Origin of the sequence: Collinsella aerofaciens, from assembly GCF_028206795.1 — a bacterium.
Classification (GTDB): Bacteria; Actinomycetota; Coriobacteriia; order Coriobacteriales; family Coriobacteriaceae; genus Collinsella; species Collinsella aerofaciens_AX.
Genome location: NZ_JAQLFJ010000006.1, coordinates 63,229 through 81,051, shown reverse-complemented (window position 1 = coordinate 81,051; position 17,823 = coordinate 63,229). Strand labels below are relative to the sequence as shown.

Here is a 17,823-nt window from a genome sequence, read left to right as displayed (position 1 = left end):
CGCGTCTACTCCTTTGACTCGTTCTGAACTTTGCCGGCGGTCAGCATCTGCTCGAACATCGAGGCCGACTGCGAGAAATCGCTCGGCAGCACGACCGTCGAGGTTTTGCCCGTGCGAGCGAACTCCGTCATCATCTCGGACCACTGCGTAAACATGAACAGCTGGTTGGCCTCATCGTTGCCGACGCCCGTCTCCTGGATGATCTCGAGCGAATCTTTGATGCCCAGAGCAATGGCCTTGCGCTGGTTGGCGATGCCCTCGCCCGCCTTTTCCATTGCCTCGGCCTCGGCGGTCGCCTCGGTAACGCGCTTGATGCGATCGGCCTCGGCGAGCTCCTGCGCAGCGGCGCGCTTTCGCTGGGCAGCGTTGATGTCGTTCATGGAGTTCTCGACCTCGGTCGGCAGCGCGATCTTGGTGATAAGTGTCGACACGAGGGTAAAGCCGTAGGCGGCCATCTGCTCGGACACGGTGGCGTTGACGTCCTTGGCGATATCGTCTTTTTTGGCAAAGACCTCATCGAGCGTGTAGACGGGGATAGAAGAGCGCAGGGCATCGGTGATGAAGTCACGCATTTGGTCGACGGGCTCCTGCAGCATGTAGTAGCTCTTGTAGATGCCCGAATCTGCCGGGCCGGCGCCCATGTCATAGCTCACGTGGTACTGAGCAGAGACCTCAAGGCCGATAGTCACGTTGTCCTGGGTCTTAACGTCGATGCCAAAACCGTTTTTCATGGTGCGCAGACTCACCGTGGCGGCTTTACGGTCGATTACGGGCACCTTCATGTGGAAGCCCGCGTTGACGATGCGGTTGAACTTGCCCAGGCGCTCAATGATTACAGCATGCTGCTGTTCAACGACATAGCAGGCGTTGGGGAGCAGCAGCAACAAAATGATGATGGGAAGCAGAAGACTCGTAAGGGCGGCAATGATTCCGGACAACAGCATGGTCTCTCCTCTGATAGGCTCACGTTGGCACTAGGATACCCGCACGAAGCAGCCACGTGACATCAACAGGAGGCCCATAACAAAAAAGCTCCCATTGCTGGGAGCTCTTTCATTTAATGGTGCGGGCGAAAGGACGTCCGCGTATCTGCTTCGCGGATCCGCGCCGGCTTCGGCCGCCTGCCGGCGTCCTCGCCAGCTCGCTAAAAACGCTCCGCGTTTTCTTGACGCTCGCTCCTTCGCAGGTTCAAGTCCCCGCGATGGGCCCATAACAAAAAAGCCCCCATTGCTGGGAGCTCTTTCATTTAATGGTGCGGGCGAAAGGACTTGAACCTTCATGGGGTTGCCCCCATACGGACCTGAACCGTACGCGTCTGCCAATTCCGCCACGCCCGCGTGCAGGAATTAGAATAACGGAGCGCCACCGCGAACGCAAGAACTATTTTTGAAAAAGTTTGCAGGCATTTTCCCAGGCGGCTCGAGCGATTGCCTCAGCGTCCTCGCCGGTACGATCGACGCGGTCGTTGACCAGCGCGTTTGCTGTGATGGAAATCATTGCCGGCTCGCACTCAAGACCGCGAATGGGCTCCGGCGCCATATAGGGACAATCCGTCTCGAACAAAATACGGTCGAGCGGGGTCGCCGCAAATGCCTCGCGCACGTCGTCGTTGCGCTTAAAGGTGGCCGCGCCGCCATAGGCGATATAGCAGTCCAAACCCACAAAGCGCTCCATCGTGGCTCGATCCTCGCCAAAGCAGTGCAGCACGCAACCGGCCTGAGGCACACCTACCTCGCGAAGCACGTTGTACGCATCAACGTGCGAGGTGCGCTCCCCATCCGAGTCCTCGTGCCGTAGATGCAGCTCCACCGGCACATTGCGGCGCACGGCAACTTCGAGCTGACGTGCCATGCAATCAATCTGCACGCTGTGGGGCGCCGGCGCGATGTCGTCGTCGTAATCCATGTGGTAGTCCAGACCGATCTCGCCGATACCGACGCACAAAGGGTCATCGAGCGCGGCAACGACCTGTGCGTGAATGTCGTCGGTATAGTCCGGCGCGCCATAGGGGTGCACGCCGGCGAGATACTTGATCTGCGGAATATCCCGCATCGGCAGAATTTCGCGCACCAGCCAGTCGCTATAGTCCGTCACGCTGCGTTTGTCAGCGATGGGGTCGAACATCGTCACCAACAGGTCGACGCCCACGGCTTTGGCGCGCACGAGCGTCTCGGGCACCTCCTTGCCCCAAAACGAAAGCAGATGCGCATGCGTGTCGGCAAGCGGTGCCAAGGGCACGGGACAAGCAACCGTCTTCTTTTTCTTGGTAAACGTCACGCGTGCGGCATTAGGCATCATGGATTAGCTCCTGGGCCAGGCGGACAAAGTCGGCAACATCAAGCGTCTCGGCGCGCGTGGTGGGTGCGATACCGCAAGCCTCAAAGGCGGCATCAAGCGCGTCCTTGGCAAAGCCGTTGGCGCTCATGGAATTGCGGATGGTCTTGCGACGCTGAGCAAATGCAGCGTCAATCACGCGGGCCACAAACTCGCGATCGAGCCCCTCGGGCACCACGCCGTCAACACGGTCGATACGCACGACGGCCGAGTCCACATGCGGTGCCGGCATAAAGCAGCGCGGCGGCACCTCAAAACGACCCGTCACCTGCGCATACAGGCCAAGCTTTGCCGTATAGCCGCCATAGGTCTTGTTGCCCGGCGTTGCGGCAATGCGATCGGCAACCTCTTTTTGAACCATGACAACGGCGCGCCTGAGCGCAGGCATCGTCTGGAAGAACTGCAGAATGATTGTCGCCGCCACGTTATAGGGCAGATTCGCGACAAACACCGTCGGCTCACCGCCCGCAGCCTGCTCAATCTGCTCCGGCGTCACCCTGAGCGCGTCGCCCATGATAAAGCGGAAGTTGGCATAGTCGGCGGCATGGGCATCGAGCACCGGTTCGAGCTCGGGATCTGCCTCGATCGACGTGACGCACGCCGCCTCCTGCAGCAGTGCAAGTGTGAGCGTGCCAACGCCCGGGCCAACCTCGAGCACGCGTTCATCGCCCGCAAGCTCGGAAAGCTCGCAAATGCGCTCAATTACATGGTTGTCGATCAGGAAGTTCTGCCCCAGGCGATGCTTGGTCGCAAGGCCAAACTCCTCCAGCAGTTCCCTTGTTGCCGTGAGGTTAGCCAAAGGCGAAGTTGTCATAGTTGCCTCCTTAGCATGGTGGCGGCGTCTTGAAACAAAAGGGCATGGACCGTTGCGGCCATGCCCTTACATCTAAACAGCAAATTGCCGATATGGCGCGCGGCGTCTTAGCCCAGACGCGGGAACAGCGGCTCGCCCTTCTCGACGGGCTGACCACCAGCAAGCAGGCCCCAAGTGCAAATGCCCTTAAGGTCGTCGCTCGTGGCCTCGTCCTCGCAGGACAGGCGGCGCAGGGCCTCGGCAGAGGTCTGGGGCATGAGCGGCATCAGCAGGTGAGCGGCGATGCGGATGGCCTCGAGCAGGTTGTAGATCACAAACGCCAGCTCGTCAGCCTTGGCCTCGTCCTTGGCAAGCGCCCAAGGCTCGGAGTCCTCGATGTAGTGGTTGGCGGCGTGGATGAGCTCCATGACCTCGTCCTTGGCTCCACCGTAATCGAGCACGTCCATCTTGGCCATGTAGCGCTCGACCAGACCATCGGCGATCTTTGCCAGCGGGTTGTCGAACGCGTCGAACGACGCGGGCTTGGCGGGCGCGCAACCGTCAAAGTACTTGCCGCTCATGTTGAGCGAACGCGAGATAAGGTTGCCCCAGCTGTTGGCCAGGTCGGCGTTGTAGACCTGCTCCATGCGATCGAAGCTGATGGCGCCGTCGGTGCCGGGGACGACGTCGGTCATAAAGTAGTAGCGATAGCCCTCAACGCCCAACATGTCGATAACGTCCTGCGGAGCGATAGCGTTGCCACGGCTCTTGGACATCTTCTCGGCCTTGCCGGTCTCGGCATTGCGCACGGTCAGGAAGCCGTGGGCAAAGACGTGCTCGGGCAGGGCCTCGCCGATGGCCATGAGCATGGCGGGCCAAATGACGCAGTGGAAGCGGATGATGTCCTTGCCCACGATGTGGAACTGCGCAGGCCAGCGATAGGCCAGCTCGGCACGCGCCTCGTCGGTGTCGACACCGTAACCGACGGCCGTCATATAGTTGAGCAGTGCATCGAACCACACGTAGGTCACGTGACCCTCGTCAAACGGGACCTGAATGCCCCAGTCAAAGCTCGTGCGGCTCACGGAAAGGTCGTTGAGGCCGCCTTCGACAAAGCTACGCACCTCGTTCATGCGGAACGCGGGCTCGACAAAGTCGGGGTGCTCGTCATAGAGCTTGAGCAGCTTGTCCTGGAAGGCGGAAAGCTTAAAGAAGTAGGACTCCTCCTGCACGCGCTCAAGCGGACGGTGGCAGTCGGGGCACAGGTGCTGGCCGACGCTGCCGTACTCCTCGTCGCCCTTCTGGACCTGAGTATCGGTGAAGTAAGTCTCGTCAGGCACGCAATACCAGCCGTCGTAGCTGCCCTTATACAGGTAACCGGACTCCTTCATGCGCTCCCACAGGTACTGCACGGCATGATGCTGGCGCGGCTCGGTGGTACGGATGAAGTCGTCGTTGGAAATCTCGAGCTTGCTCCAAAGCTCCTTGAAGTGCGGGGCCTGGCTGTCGGTCCACTCCTGCGGCGTCATGCCATGCTTGGCTGCGGCCTCGGCGACCTTCTCGCCGTGCTCGTCCATGCCGGTCAGGAACTTGACGTTATAGCCGGCGGAGCGGCGATAGCGAGCCTGAACGTCGGCGATGATGGTGGAATAAGCCGTGCCCAGGTGCGGATCGGCGTTGACGTAGTAGATGGGCGTCGTGATAAAGAACGAAGGCTTGCTTTGATCCATGGGGTTTGTCCTCCAGAAAAACGTTGCATACAGGGGATGATTCTAGCGCAAGGGCTGGATATCCTCCATCTATTGCATATCGAGCGCCATGGCATAGACATCGCGCTTGCGGCGCGAGTACTTCTGAGACAGGCGCTTGGCCACCGCAGAGGCGGGCTCCCCCTCCTCGAGTGCGGTGCGGATATCCTCGCGCAGGGCCTCATCGGGATCCGCTGCCGCGGCGCCAACCGGCACGATGCCGGCCTCCTCATCCTCGCTCGGCGGCGCGATGACCAGCGCAATCTCGCCCTTTACCTCGCCGCGAGCACGCAGCTCCTCGGCGAGCTGGGCAGCGGGCCCGCGCAAGACCTCCTCGTGCAGCTTGGTGAGTTCGCGGCAGACGGCAACCTCACGCTGAGGAAAGACCTCTGTCACGGCCTCGAGCGTCGCCACGATGCGATGTGGAGACTCGTAGAAGATGAGTGCGCCGGGCACCACGGCAAGGCGCTGCAAACGGCGCACGCGGTCGCCGTGCTTTCGGCCCAAAAAGCCCTCGAAGAAAAAATGCTCGCAGGGAATGCCGGACGAAACGAGTGCCGTGACGCAAGCAGAGGGTCCGGGAATAACTTCGACAGGCACATCGGCCTCACGTGCTGCCTCGACCAGCGCCTGGCCGGGATCGGACACACTCGGCATGCCGGCATCCGAGGCAAAAGCGAGGGTCTCCCCTGCCAGCAGACGGTCGACCAGGCCGGTGGCGCGGCTCGCGATCACATTCTCGTCGCAACGGACAAGCGGCTTGGAAATGCCCAAGTGCATCAGCAGCTTTGACGTCACACGCGTGTCTTCGCAGCAAATGGCATCGGCGGCGGCAAACGCCTCGCCAACGCGCGGGGACAGGTCGCCCAGATTGCCGATGGGTGTGCCGACCACATAGAGTTTGCCCGTATGGGCGCTGTTTTGCGTCATATCAACCTATTCAATCATGCCGCGCTCGAGCGTGCCGAGTGCCGCGCGGGCGTCCCATGCTGCAATGCGCTTCTCGGTCTTCCACGTTTGAAAGAACCAACCGGCAGCCGGCGCAAACGAAGCCAGCTGGTTGGCGATAAACACGCGCTCGTAGGCATTGCGGCCCTCGGGCGTGACCGACGAGTTGGCAAAGATCGCCGCACCCGACCATTCGCCCACCAGCACGGGGAACCCAGTCGAGATCGCTTCTTTAAGCTCGCGCTTGTTACGCGAAATCGCCGTCGTCAGCCCGCGGGGGCTCGTGATGTCGAGCGCATACTCGTCACGGTAATGGTACAGGTGAAGGTCCATGTAGACGTTCTTGTACTTGGCGCCGCGCATAAAATGCTTCCACTCGCTGGGATGCCCCGACGACGAGAAGACGACGATCTTATCCTCGGGCATATACGAACGGACGAGCTCGTAGGCATCGCGATAGAAATTACGCAGGTAGTGGGCCGGAATGCCATCCGTCATGGTAAAGAGACTCTTGCGGACACTCATCTGTGGTGTATCCAGCAGCTCAATGCCCAGCAGGCTCTCGGCCTCGCCGTAGCGATCGGCCAAGCGCTCGAGCACGTCGAGTGCGACATGACGGCCGTTGGTGGACGAATGCCACTCGGCAACAGCCTCCGGCGTGGCGGGCGAATCGTTGGAATCGCCCTGGCCACCGGGCACAGTTGCCAGATCGAGCAGCACGCGGATGTCGTACTTGGCAGCCCACTCAATCGCGCGGTCGATGTAATCGACAACCGAGATGTAGGAGGCATCGGACTCCTGTGAGCCAAAGGCATACCAAGGCACCGGCAGGCGCACGGCGTTGAGGCCGATCTGCGCCATGCGACGGAAATCATCCTCGCTCACAAACGTCTCGTAATGACGGCGCATGCGCTCGTTATAGGCGGCGGTGCCCATGGCCTCCTGCAGCTCGGCCGCATTGGATGCACCGGTCGCCGCGTATAGCGACGGGGTCACCCAAGGCTCGGGAATAAACCAGCCAGAGAGATTAACGCCGAGTATCCTCTCCATCACTGCCCCCTTCGGATCGTGCAGGCCGAGCCTGCATCGTATTGCATAGGAAAAGTATCGTTTTGAGTATACCCGCGCGTGCGGACAGACGACCGAACGGTCTGTAAAGTGGCGCGAAAGTGGGAGGAATGTCTGGGGCGGGCGGGCTCGGAATGGTGCGACGAGGTGTGTACGCGCGCCGGAGGCAGGCACCGGAAAGTGTGTCCCGTTCTGAGCCCTTATTCTGGGACGCAGTTTCCGCAGAACCCTACATAAAAGAAAAGGACCCCTTTGCAGAGGTCCTAGTCAATTCAAGGTGGCGGGGAAGGGAATCGCGTCCGCGCGCTGCGCGGACGGACCGCTGCGGCGCTTACGCGCCTTGCGAGCTGCGCTGGCAAACGCTTACGCGTTTACTCAGCTCCGCGCCCTCACGGGGTTCGATTCCATGTGGGAGCTGCATAAAAGAAAAGGACCCCTTTGCAGAGGTCCTAGTCAATTCAAGGTGGCGGGGAAGGGAATCGAACCCCTGACACGAGGATTTTCAGTCCTCTGCTCTACCAACTGAGCTACCCAGCCATTTGAGGTGTGCCTTGTTTCAAGGCTTGATTAGTATAACCAAGGACGCGTTCCGGTCAACCGAGAATTTTAAAAAAGTTTTTGAGCACAGCCTCGGTTCTTTAAATCGGCACGTCAGAGGCATCAGCCGGCAGCAAGAAGTTTTTCGCTCAGAGCCGCACGGGCAAACTCACTTGGAGTCATCCCCTCGGCAGCCGCCCGTCGACGAATGGCCTCCTTCATTCCCAGAGGAATCTTGACCGACAGCGTTGCCGTCCCCTCACCTGAGAGTGGGGGCCGTCCATGCACGATCCCACCAACGGTGTGTTCGCCATCCGGAAACTCTCCGCGCTCGTACGACTCGCACCACGCGTCAATCATTTCATCCGTTACAACCTGACCATTAGCGGCCGTATACGTCTTGCCCATCATCGACCCCTTTGCCGAGCCCGTTCAATCTCCTGCCAAAATTTCTTCTGGACTGGAGACAAGGCATGAATGATAAGCCCCCACGGACAAGCTCGACCGCGACAAGCTCCACGCTTCGTCCGTCTGGGAGCCATCCAATCGCAAGCCATCTCAGCGGCTCGCCCTTCGGCTCGCGACGAATGCACTCAGTAACCGCAAGCCAAGCGCTAAGCACCTGCTTTTCCGTCAGGTGCTTTTTAGCGTTGGGATGGATCTCAACATCCATGCATCTTCTCCTCCATCTTACCCAATTTCGTATGACGAAAGTCCGCTGTCGCCAATTCTTAAGCCGGCACGCGTTGGAGAGCAGGGGTCGAAACAATGATTGAAGGACGCTCTAGTACGGCCCAGGCGCCGGGGCAGGAGCACATACGCCAGGGACGTACGTTTTCGTAGCATACGAGGACATAGCCACGTGCATCGATAAAGGCGATATCGATGGGATAGGCCATAAAACACGTATGGACCGAAGAGCAGCGTGGAAACGCCATGACGAGCGGCAAGCCGTTGGCGGCAACCGGATGCCGTCCCAGCATGCCGCGCAGGCGCACGACAAACGACTCCGCCACCACAAACTCCGCCGGCGTCCAACCCAGCCTATTGAGTGCCCGCGCGTAGGCGATGTAGGACGAGACCGCGGTCACATGACCACCCCCGGGCGCCATGGATCGACCGTCACCGCGCGCTCGTGCGACAACGTTGTCGGCGCCCCCAGCGGAACGCCAGCGATGCTGAGAGAAGTCGGCCACGGCTCATAGTGCATGGTGCAGGTGTAGGTCCTAAACGTGCCGGAAAGCGAAAGCAAACCGCCATCCGATGTCGTCGCACCCTGTTCGCTCGAGACCTCGATCAGCAAGTCATAGCCTTCCATGGCATGTTGGATCTGAGCCTGAACGGTCGCGGAAGCATCGATGGAGCTGCCATCGCCCTCCCCGCTCGGCGCCACGGCATGTGCTAGCACGATATCGGGCACCACGCGATCGAAGCGTGCGACCGCACCGGCAAAGACCATGACGTTGTACACGATAAGCGCCAGAACCAGCAGGACGGGCGTGACCACGGCCATCTCGACCGTCGCCTGGGCGCACTCCTCGCACAGGCGCGTGCGGATGCCCATTACGACCCACCGCCCAGGGCACCCGCCAGTGTGGTGACATCGACGGTAAGTGGGATGGAACCGCCGCCGGGCAGCGGAATCTCCGCAAGCGTGAACGTCGTGCCGCTGATGGTGCGCTCGACTTGATATTCCAGCGCTTCGCAAAGCGCCTTGGGATCGGTCACGCCCAACGGAATACTTCGCAGCTTGTCTTGCGCTTGAGAGAGACCGGCAATGTCAGACCCCGGGCTCTTAATGACGTTGGCGGAATCAGTCAGCACCGGCTTTCGCAGGCGCAAGTCGCACGGCTCCAGATCCAACGCCGCCACGGACGCCGAAACGGTATCGCCGAGCCACGATGCGATGGAGCCCAACGCGCCGCTGCCCCCTCCTAGGCCTTTAATCATCTCGTCCATAAGTTCGTCGGCCGAACCTTGGATGTCTCCGTATCCCACAAGCAGCCGTCCCCAGACATCCATGACGCCATCGAGTACGCCGGCAACGCCACCCGAGCGTTCCTTCAATGTCGAGAAAAATCGCGAAAGCACGTTGTTTTGCGCCGTCGCCTCATCGGGCGCCAGCACCGCGGCAGAGATGGCACCGCGATCGCCAAGCCTGACTGCCGTGTTAAACGAAGAGTTGAGCTCATCGGGGCTCGAGATGGCACCCGAAACCGCAAAGGCAACCACGCCGTTGCGACCGGGAGGAGCGATACGCGGACGCTCGCCCGAAAGCGCTTTGATGGCCTGGTCAAACGCATTGCTCGCACGGTCGGTCTCGTCTTCGGTCTGACGTTCGAGCTCGAGCTCTTTGTTGCGGCATTCGACGTAGCCTTCCAGGGCGTCTTTAAACTTGTCAAAGTGATACTCGAAGCCGTTTTCGATAGAGGTTGAAGGCGCCGCAACAGCACCAAGCGACGAAACGCCAAAATGGCATTTGCTGCATTTATCCTGTCCATCGTAATCGGCAACCGAAGCAAATCCGCTCGGCGTCCCTTTCTTATAGTTAGGGCAGGTCGTCCCGTAATGCAGATACGCCTTGTCATCGTTCACGCTCGTCGGCCACACCGCATCGGTATAGAGCTCCGTCGCCCGAACCTCATCAGAGTTGCGCGGCAGCAGCGGAATATAGGAGGAAACCCTGTCTCCGTTCTCGGTTATATGTGCCCGATCGACCTCCGCGCTCGCATAGGTATAAAACGCCTTACGCGCCGCAGACTCTGCCTTCATCTCGACACTCGAGCCGTGGGGCTTCTCATTTGTCAGACGCCAATGGTAGTAGTCCTTCGCGCGATCAAGGGCAACTTGGGGCTCCCACGTAACGCTCGATGAGTAATGCGGATTTTGAACACCGGAGAGATCCGTTAGGCTTTTCGCACGCTCCCACATGCAAGAACAGCTGCCGACCGAGCCCTTGTCAGACCCACCACAATCCGCCAGCCAAGCACGCTCTTTAGCCTTCGCCGTGTCCTCAGAAGCCTTCCGCAGCTCCTCGGCCGCACCCTCTAAATCATCTGATGTGTCTTTAATGGTATCGGTCGAGATCTCTGACCCTTTGAGCGCAGCGAAGTCAGACTCGGATGTCCTGGGCACGGCAAGCGCCGTACCGGTATAGGTCACACTATCGGTATCCTGCGCCGACACCGCCTGCGTGGCACGCGCGGCGATCAGATACGGCAGGGCCGTCTCGATTTTCTGTAAGCCTTCCGATGCGCTTTTGGCAAACTTGTTGCGCGTTTTAATGATCTCGATCCCGGTGTCGACCATATTGCCGGCAACCGGCTCGGCACCCGGGATGAGGATGGCGACCAGGCCCGTCCCGATCGTGGCAAACCCCGCCAGCCCCAGACTCAAGATGCTCGCATCAACCACCGTTGCAGCCGTGTGATAGGACGACACTACGTTGGCACCCGCCAGCGCGCCACTATCAGCCGCCACCTGGGTATCCCCGGCACGCGACATGCTCCATATCGCCGCGGTCGACGAAAACAACAATGTGAGCACCACTAGGATGACCACGGCAGAAGAAAGCGTGGTATAGGCGCCGTCTTCGATAAACAGATCGACACCGGCTCGACCCATAAAGCCGCCTCGCTTGCGATGGCAGCTCGGACGGTGCGTCAAAACGCGTCTAGACCAGAAACGCTTAATCCCATGCAGCAATCCACGAATCATAATCTCCCTCCAGCCATTCGGGACGCGATTGATACGAGACATCGACCTTGAGCTCAACGTAGCCGCCCTCGGCGGTACCACCCATAGCCTGCGCAAACGCACCGATCACAGGCAACGGCTTGACCTCGCCGGAAACGGACACGGACGAGACGCCACCCGCACCGGCCCGGCCAAGCTCGATATCCCACGACAACGGCCCGCCGGCATGAAAGATCGAAACGTTGGGCACTGCGGCAAGTCGGCGGCGGGCGAACTCCTTAAGATCGTCGTCCTCCGCCGTCGTCGTGGTCATGAGCCGCGCGGTCTCGGCGGCGGCAGACTCCATGACCGCGCGCGTATAGAGCAGGCACACCGGTTGCAGCGCGAGAAGGATGAGTGTCAGAAACGTCGGCAGCAAAAAAGCGGCCTCGACCGTAGACTGCGCCCGGTCCTCGCGCGCGGCATCAATACAACGCGATGTCCTTAGCGGCCGCAGCGGCGTCGATAACCGACGTCGAGGCAACGCCATGAGATGCCGCCCGCTCAACCAGCGCCGCCAAGCGCCCATCGGTGCCGGCACGCCAAAGTCCCGCGATCGCCAGCACGATCGATAACAGCGCCACCGTGACGATGGCGTATTCGACCGTCGCCTGGGCAGATTCCTCACGCAGGACATCATGCATTTCACGATCCCTCCTTTGAGTCCGTTGCCTGCGGGCTCAGGCGCACGGCGCGCAGACGACACGAAGCATCGCCAGCATCCGCGGCAATTGTCACCATATCGACCCAGCCGCGTCCGTCGCGCACGATGGCGCCCCACACGTTTCCCTTGATGTCGAGATAGCCGCTCAGAGCAAGTTGCGCCGTGGGTACCTCGCGATAGGCACGCAGCATATCCGCCGCCGCTTCGGTCATCGGTCGGTCCTCGGACCATGCAAGCCGGACCGCAATCGCGTTGCCCTCAGGCGAATCCGTCGCAGTGCCAGACCGCTTGTCGAGCGTCCGCAGAAAGGTTTGCGCCGTGACAGCGACATCCGAATCGTCCGCATCTCGCATCTCATCTTTTTGAGACGCCACCGCCGAATCTGAGCCCAAATCGGAGGCGGTCCCAGGACGCTGCTGCCGCGCGGCGTTAAGCCCCCAAAGCACCGCCGCTATCGCCACGGTCAGGCAAGCAAACACCAGCAGCACCCCGATGGGGCGCTCGCCCTCTACAGGCTGTTGATGCCCTCGCTGATCGCATCCCATAGCTCTTTAACCTTGCCTTTAAATGCAACGATGGCAATAATCGCGATCACCACAAGTACGCCCACTAAAATGGCGTACTCGGTGGTACCCTGCGCGCTCTCCTCCTGCAACAGCTCCTTGGCATGCTGGCGAGTGTGAATCGCCCGGCAAAAAGCCCAGCTCCAAGCCTTGTCAGCAACTTCGACCATCGTGTTCATGTATTCCTCCCTACATCATCCCGCCTGCTCCCAGCAGCGGGCCCAATATGGACAGAAGCAACGCCGGCAAGATGAGCGTGCCGGTGGGAATCAACAGCTTGACGGGCGCACGCTCGATCTCGCGCTCGACCGCGGCGCGATGAGCCGCACGGATCTCGCGACTTTGAGCGGCCAGCGTCTCGGCAAGTGGGGCACCCAGGGCGAGCGCCTGCCCCACCGTGATGGCAAAGGTCTCGAGCGCTCGCACGTCCAGGTCGCGCGCGGCGGCCAACAACTCGTCCTCACGCGTGCCCACGCCCACCTGCCACGCCATGCAGGCGCGCTCAAGGCGAAGAGCCAGCACTGACCGGCGGTTGGCGCAGAAAATCTCAAGCGCCGCATCAAACGAAAGACCGGCCGAAAGACCCAAGCGCACAACATCGATCATCTCGGACACTTCGCCGAGCGACACTCGCGCCGGGCCGCCCGCTCCAACCGCGCCCTTCACTCGCGCGGTCAGAGCATCGACCACCGAGCGACCCGCGGCAGCGACCAGCACCGCCTCGCGCTTGCAGGCCCCTGCGATCTTGCGTGCATCCGCCCGATCAAAACCCGTCGCGACAAATACACTCAGGGCGCACAGGCAAGCCGCAACTGCAACCGAGGCGCTCATAGCTCCACCCGCATAATGCGCCGGATAACCACCAGGGCAACGGCGTTGAGGGCAAGACCCAGCACCACAGCGCCCGCGCCGGCAGGCGTCGCAAGACCGCGACGAAAATCTGCCGAAAGCAGCGCCAACACCGCGCACATGCCCGCCGGCATCGCCGCGACCATATGCGCAGACATGCGAGCCTGCGACGTCTTAACATCCAGGCGGCGCTTGAGCTCAATGCGCTCCCCCACCATGCTCGACGCCTCGGACAGTAAGTCGGCAAGCGGAGCGCCGGTGCGCTGAGACACCTTAAGCGCCAAGGTCACAAGCGAAAGACCGGGGGCGTCGATACGTACGAGCAAGTCATCGAGCGCGTCGGTCGCCGAGATGCCGCAATCGATCGCCGCCGCCACCCGCAAAAACTCGGTATGCACTGGCTCTTGCGCATGAGCGCCCACAAAGCGCATGCCCTGGGCCAGCGAATGTCCCGAGGCAAGCGACATGGAAAGTGCGGTAAACGCCTCGGGCATCGCCTCTTCTGCATCGTGTTGCTCGCGCCGGCTCTCAAAGCCATCCCGGGCGGCACCGACGGCAAACGGAGCAACAAGTCCCAAGGCAAATCCGAGGGGCGATAACGACACCATCGTTAGTAAAACGCAGCAGACACCGCTCGATAGCAGCAGAAACGCCAAACGTCCCGAAGCATCTTCGATCACGAGGCCAAGGCGATGCGCCGGAGCCAGCGATGCCCACGAACGGGCGATCTTTTTCAGCAGATCGTTTTCCACCAGCTCACGCGGCAGCTTCTCTGCCACCGTCTCGAGCGCCTGACGTGCCAGCTCCGCCGGCGGTACCTGCGGCACACGAGGTTCCGCCCCGCACGCCGTCGCGACAGAAAGCCCTGCCAAGCCCCCTACGACGAGGGGCACAGTGATCTCCATTCGTCCACCTCCTCTTGTGTGAGCGTCCCCGACCGCAAGCCTTCTGCGATAAACGGCGGCTCGCGGTCAAGCGTCCAGGTGCGCTCGGCGGCATCGAACGTCACATAGCGCTCGAGCTCTACGCCGCCCGATGCGGCGCGTCGCACCCCCGAATACGAGGAGACGAAGCGCCTGCCATCGGCGTGGCGCTCGGACATCACGATACCGTCGAGTGCCATGGCAATCTGCTCCTCGATGAGCTCGCTCGGCAGATCGATGCCATAACGTGCAAGCAACGTCAGACGCACCACGGTCTCCTGTTCTGAACCCGCATGAAGCGTGGTGAGCGACCCGTCGTGGCCCGTGTTCATGGCCTGCAACATGTCGCAGCACTCGGCACCGCGCACCTCGCCCACCACGATGCGGTCGGGGCGCATGCGCAGGGCATTAGTCACCAGGTCGCGGATCGTCACCGCGCCCTCGCCCTCAATTGAAGCCTCGCGCGCCTCTAGGCGCACCACGTGCGGATGATGCGCAAACTTGAGCTCGGCAGAGTCCTCGATCGTCACGATGCGCTCGCCGGTGGAAATCTCACATGACAACGCGTTGAGCAGGGTGGTCTTACCAGATCCCGTGCCTCCCGCAACCGCCAAGTCCTGTCGCAGCGACACCGCACACGACAGCAGCTGCGCATACCAAAGCGGCAGCGATCCCAACCCCACGAGCTCGTCCAGCGAGCAGATACGGTCCGAGAACTTTCGGATGGTGAGAATCGGTCCGTCAATCGCCACAGGCGGAATCACCGCGTTGACGCGATAGCCCGTTTTAAGGCGGGCGTTGACGATGGGGCTGCGCTCGTCGATACGGCGGCCAAGTGGCGAGATAATGCGGTCGATAAGCACACGGATCTGCTCATCATCCTCAAACGCATGCTCGATGGGGTACAAGACGCCGCCGCGTTCAAAGAAAGCCGAGCGGCAGCCGTTGATCATGATCTCGGTAACGGTGTCGTCCTCGATGAGCGGCTGCAACGGCCCCAAGCCCACCACGTCATCCAAAATCTCGTCGATGATGGCCTCGCGCTCGGGCGTCGCGAGATCGGTCGGCTCCTCAACATTGAGCGCCGCCTCCACCGCAGGACGCAATTCCGAGCGGGCAAGTGCCGGGTCGATATAGGCGCTGATACGCGCCACTTCGTCGTAACCCATGCGGTCCATCACGGCGCGCTTGGTGCGTCGTTTCACGGCGCGGCGACGCCCCGCATCTACAGGCGCTGCCGCCGCCGCAGCGCCGGCAGCCTTAATCCTCGTTTGCAGGCTCATCGCTGATCACCCTCGTGCGACCAGGGAAGGCGGATACGCGGGCGTTCGGTGCGCATTGCACGGTCGGCGACCATATCGCTCCAAGGGCCGACGGCGCACCCCAGTTCCACGAGCATCTCGCGCGTGGCCTCGCGCACGCTGGTCGCAAAAGCGCTGGTCTGCCCCACTGCCTCGTCAGCACGCCCAAACGCCATGAGCGCGGCGAGATCCTGCCCGCCATCGGCGATACGAATCTTGGAGCTCAACGCACAGGCAATCTCAAAGCGCATAGCGACGTCCTCGTCTGCCCCGCGCGCACCGAACCGGTTGAACACGGCGCTCATACGCGTGCGCGGCACACCTACTCGACTTGCCAGTTCAATGACGCGCGACGCCGATGCCGCGGACGACACCGCCGCATCGCCAACGACCAGGCAACGGTCGCTCGCCGCCACCGCAGCCGCCACGGCGTCGCCCCAAAAGACCGAGGTATCGATAAAGACCACGTCGGATTCGCGACGCAGGACATCAAGCAGTAGCTCCACCGGACGTGCCATGAGCTCGGCTTGCTCGGGCGCCGCGACGGGACCCCAGAGCGTAACGCCCGGCGCCACGCGCATCGATGTGGCTACGATATCCGGCTCGGTGAGCGCGCCCGCCGCCGATGGCTCGATAAGTGCCGCCATATCGCGCGGAGCATCGACGCCTAACAAGTCGTAAAGGTTTCCAAACATCAGGTCCAGGTCGAGCACGGCGGCACGCAAGCCCAACAGCGACGATGTGTGTGCCATGGCGGCAACGATCGTCGACTTGCCGCAACCGCCCGAACCCGAAATAGCGCAGATGACTGGAGCTCGATGCGGCGGAGCGGTAGCGTCTGCCGGCGGCATCGGAGGCGGCGGGGCGGGCGTCGGTGACAGCGTCCCCGTCTCCCCCGCCGCAACCACGTGCTGCGTCCAAGCCGGCATGGCTGCTTGTTCGGTCTGCGAGGCAGGCTCGTTCTGCGCAATCTGCTCATGCTGCATCAGCGACAACTCGCCGCACCCGGCAAGGCCCTCAACTTCGTCGAGTTCATCCGCCAGATTCACGCCGTGCACGTATCCCATATCTACTGCCGGGGAGTCGCCAGCATGCTGCGCCGGCCCTCCAGCGTCATCGTATACAAGGGGGTTCCGGGGGCGCCGACCATGCTCGGCTTCCGCTTTTCCATAATCATCAACACGCGGGCCTCTTGTAGCGCGAGGCGCCCCGGGTTCCCTATCAACAAAAGCATCGGGCTCAATCGTCATGCGCCGATCGGAATCAACCGCTCCCTCGCCCGCGCGCCCGTTGCCGCATATACTGTGTGCAGCGATAACCTCGGTCGCCCCCGCGCGAAACAGCCCCTCGATATCCGACGGATCGAGCGCTTCTATCAACACGACCACGCGACTCACGCGGCCTTCGGCCGTCAGGCGCGCAACAGTCTTGCGCACATCTTCGGTATCAAACAGAGACGCCGCGATGATGGCAGCCCCGCGGCGCGACGGAAACGCCCGCGCCATGGAAACCAGCCCGTCCAGGTCACCCACGCGAAGCACCTGTGCACCCGCATCACGGCCCTCGACTTCCCGCTGCAACAGCCCGTAATCGCCGCACGCGCAGCACGCAAGCCAGATCGCCTTCATCACTCGTCGCCTCCGCTCTTTTTGCCGCGCGCCGTGGCGGGAATCGTCAAGCTGACCGTTCCCTTGCCCGAGGCTCCCAGCAGTTCCTTGACGTCTTCGGGGTCAGCCGCCAGCGTCACCCATTCGATCTTGCCCTCGCGCGTGGCACCGGAATCCTCACTGGTATCGATCACGTACGCGCCGCACAGCCGATCGGTCACGCCGTCTTTTTGCACATACACATCCACGTAGCTGCCCACGCCCGTAGCACCGCCGACCGAGTGCTCGGCATCGACCGCCACCGAAACGGCGACCTTGCCCTTAGGCACCTCGAGCTTGCGGCTCTCGGCCTTGGTGTAGACATTGCAGATCACGGCGTTTTTGGGAATACGCGAAGTCGTCACGTCGCCGCGCACCTGGCGCAGCTCGGTCGCTGCGTCACGCGGCAGCAGGCTCGTCAGCCATTCCTGGGTTATGACATTGGTCTCATCGAGGGTCTCGCCCACATCGATATCGCGCGCCGCGACGCAAACTTCGACGCGATCGCCACCGTACTTGGCCAAGGTCTCAGCCTGGACCTGTTCGGCTTGCGAGCGGATCGACGAGCCGTAAACCATGCAGAGCAGAGCAGCGAGCACGCCCGCGACCAGACTGATGGCGATGCGCTTGCTCTTGTTCACGGCCGCTCCTCTCATGGCAGTGCCGGGCGAATGCCCGTACCACCATTGTCTGGGCGGTCAGAGTGCAAAGCGG

At 61.6% G+C, this 17,823-nt stretch carries 20 protein-coding genes and 2 tRNA genes; all 22 read right to left on the bottom strand.

All coding sequences use genetic code 11. The features are described from left to right. Positions 1-5: 5 nt before the first annotated feature. The 22 genes from PMX70_RS05440 to cpaB all read right to left on the bottom strand — a co-directional run bounded on the left by PMX70_RS05440 (position 6) and on the right by cpaB (position 17,750). On the bottom strand, positions 6-944 hold the full coding sequence (locus tag PMX70_RS05440) for an SPFH domain-containing protein (RefSeq protein WP_118256237.1): 939 nt from the start codon (positions 942-944) through the stop codon (positions 6-8). Between the two features lie 306 nt (positions 945-1,250). Then, positions 1,251-1,337 (bottom strand) — tRNA-Leu (locus PMX70_RS05435). A 43-nt stretch (positions 1,338-1,380) separates the two neighbouring features. Then, positions 1,381-2,298, bottom strand: coding sequence for a TatD family hydrolase (locus PMX70_RS05430; protein ID WP_271739839.1), 918 nt, complete (start codon positions 2,296-2,298; stop codon positions 1,381-1,383). After that, positions 2,288-3,148 carry a 16S rRNA (adenine(1518)-N(6)/adenine(1519)-N(6))-dimethyltransferase RsmA gene (gene rsmA, locus PMX70_RS05425; protein ID WP_271743112.1) on the bottom strand — a complete coding sequence of 287 codons (861 nt, stop codon included), beginning with the start codon at positions 3,146-3,148 and terminating at the stop codon, positions 2,288-2,290. Before rsmA ends, PMX70_RS05430 begins: the two co-directional genes overlap by 11 nt. A 107-nt stretch (positions 3,149-3,255) precedes the next feature. Continuing rightward, positions 3,256-4,857: a methionine--tRNA ligase gene (metG, locus tag PMX70_RS05420; protein ID WP_271739841.1), complete on the bottom strand. Its 1,602-nt coding sequence runs from the start codon at positions 4,855-4,857 to the stop codon at positions 3,256-3,258. Between the two features lie 69 nt (positions 4,858-4,926). Then, positions 4,927-5,805, bottom strand: coding sequence for a 16S rRNA (cytidine(1402)-2'-O)-methyltransferase (gene rsmI, locus PMX70_RS05415; protein WP_271739842.1), 879 nt, complete (start codon positions 5,803-5,805; stop codon positions 4,927-4,929). 6 nt (positions 5,806-5,811) lie between these two features. Next, the gene (locus tag PMX70_RS05410; RefSeq protein ID WP_161115712.1) at positions 5,812-6,873 is read right to left on the bottom strand and encodes a glycoside hydrolase family 5 protein; all 1,062 of its coding nucleotides are present in this window, start codon (positions 6,871-6,873) and stop codon (positions 5,812-5,814) included. Positions 6,874-7,355: 482 nt separating this feature from the next. Then, positions 7,356-7,428, bottom strand: a tRNA-Phe gene (locus tag PMX70_RS05405). Between the two features lie 123 nt (positions 7,429-7,551). Next, entirely contained in the window at positions 7,552-7,836 is a 285-nt protein-coding gene (locus tag PMX70_RS05400; protein WP_035137167.1) for an ATP-binding protein, read from the bottom strand. Further along, positions 7,811-8,101, bottom strand: a complete 291-nt coding sequence (locus tag PMX70_RS05395; RefSeq protein WP_117773219.1) for a hypothetical protein — start codon at positions 8,099-8,101, stop codon at positions 7,811-7,813. The genes PMX70_RS05400 and PMX70_RS05395 overlap by 26 nt, the downstream gene beginning before the upstream one ends. Positions 8,102-8,159: 58 nt before the next feature. Then, on the bottom strand, positions 8,160-8,519 hold the full coding sequence (locus tag PMX70_RS05390; protein ID WP_231500755.1) for a DUF192 domain-containing protein: 360 nt from the start codon (positions 8,517-8,519) through the stop codon (positions 8,160-8,162). After that, a complete protein-coding gene (locus PMX70_RS05385) occupies positions 8,516-8,992 on the bottom strand; it encodes a hypothetical protein (protein ID WP_117773223.1) in 477 nt (158 codons plus the stop codon). The genes PMX70_RS05390 and PMX70_RS05385 overlap by 4 nt, the downstream gene beginning before the upstream one ends. Beyond that, a complete protein-coding gene (locus PMX70_RS05380) occupies positions 8,992-11,052 on the bottom strand; it encodes a hypothetical protein (protein ID WP_117839812.1) in 2,061 nt (686 codons plus the stop codon). Before PMX70_RS05380 ends, PMX70_RS05385 begins: the two co-directional genes overlap by 1 nt. 64 nt (positions 11,053-11,116) lie before the next feature. After that, the gene (locus tag PMX70_RS05375) at positions 11,117-11,653 is read right to left on the bottom strand and encodes a TadE/TadG family type IV pilus assembly protein (RefSeq protein WP_117839813.1); all 537 of its coding nucleotides are present in this window, start codon (positions 11,651-11,653) and stop codon (positions 11,117-11,119) included. Continuing rightward, on the bottom strand, positions 11,589-11,807 hold the full coding sequence (locus tag PMX70_RS05370) for a hypothetical protein (RefSeq protein ID WP_117563704.1): 219 nt from the start codon (positions 11,805-11,807) through the stop codon (positions 11,589-11,591). The genes PMX70_RS05375 and PMX70_RS05370 overlap by 65 nt, the downstream gene beginning before the upstream one ends. A gap of 1 nt (position 11,808) precedes the next feature. Continuing rightward, on the bottom strand, positions 11,809-12,372 hold the full coding sequence (locus PMX70_RS05365) for a hypothetical protein (RefSeq protein ID WP_271743111.1): 564 nt from the start codon (positions 12,370-12,372) through the stop codon (positions 11,809-11,811). Continuing rightward, positions 12,336-12,569, bottom strand: a complete 234-nt coding sequence (locus PMX70_RS05360; RefSeq protein ID WP_117583818.1) for a hypothetical protein — start codon at positions 12,567-12,569, stop codon at positions 12,336-12,338. The genes PMX70_RS05365 and PMX70_RS05360 overlap by 37 nt, the downstream gene beginning before the upstream one ends. 10 nt (positions 12,570-12,579) lie before the next feature. Further along, a complete protein-coding gene (locus tag PMX70_RS05355; RefSeq protein WP_117759583.1) occupies positions 12,580-13,221 on the bottom strand; it encodes a type II secretion system F family protein in 642 nt (213 codons plus the stop codon). Then, positions 13,218-14,144 (bottom strand): type II secretion system F family protein, encoded by a 927-nt coding sequence (locus PMX70_RS05350; RefSeq protein ID WP_117563706.1) that lies wholly within the window; start codon positions 14,142-14,144, stop codon positions 13,218-13,220. The genes PMX70_RS05355 and PMX70_RS05350 overlap by 4 nt, the downstream gene beginning before the upstream one ends. Next, positions 14,117-15,445, bottom strand: coding sequence for a CpaF family protein (locus PMX70_RS05345; protein ID WP_117839815.1), 1,329 nt, complete (start codon positions 15,443-15,445; stop codon positions 14,117-14,119). The genes PMX70_RS05350 and PMX70_RS05345 overlap by 28 nt, the downstream gene beginning before the upstream one ends. Then, positions 15,442-17,091 (bottom strand): nucleotide-binding protein, encoded by a 1,650-nt coding sequence (locus PMX70_RS05340; RefSeq protein ID WP_117839816.1) that lies wholly within the window; start codon positions 17,089-17,091, stop codon positions 15,442-15,444. The genes PMX70_RS05345 and PMX70_RS05340 overlap by 4 nt, the downstream gene beginning before the upstream one ends. Next, positions 17,091-17,750, bottom strand: a complete 660-nt coding sequence (gene cpaB, locus PMX70_RS05335) for a Flp pilus assembly protein CpaB (protein ID WP_231500753.1) — start codon at positions 17,748-17,750, stop codon at positions 17,091-17,093. The genes PMX70_RS05340 and cpaB overlap by 1 nt, the downstream gene beginning before the upstream one ends. Positions 17,751-17,823 lie beyond the last annotated feature (73 nt).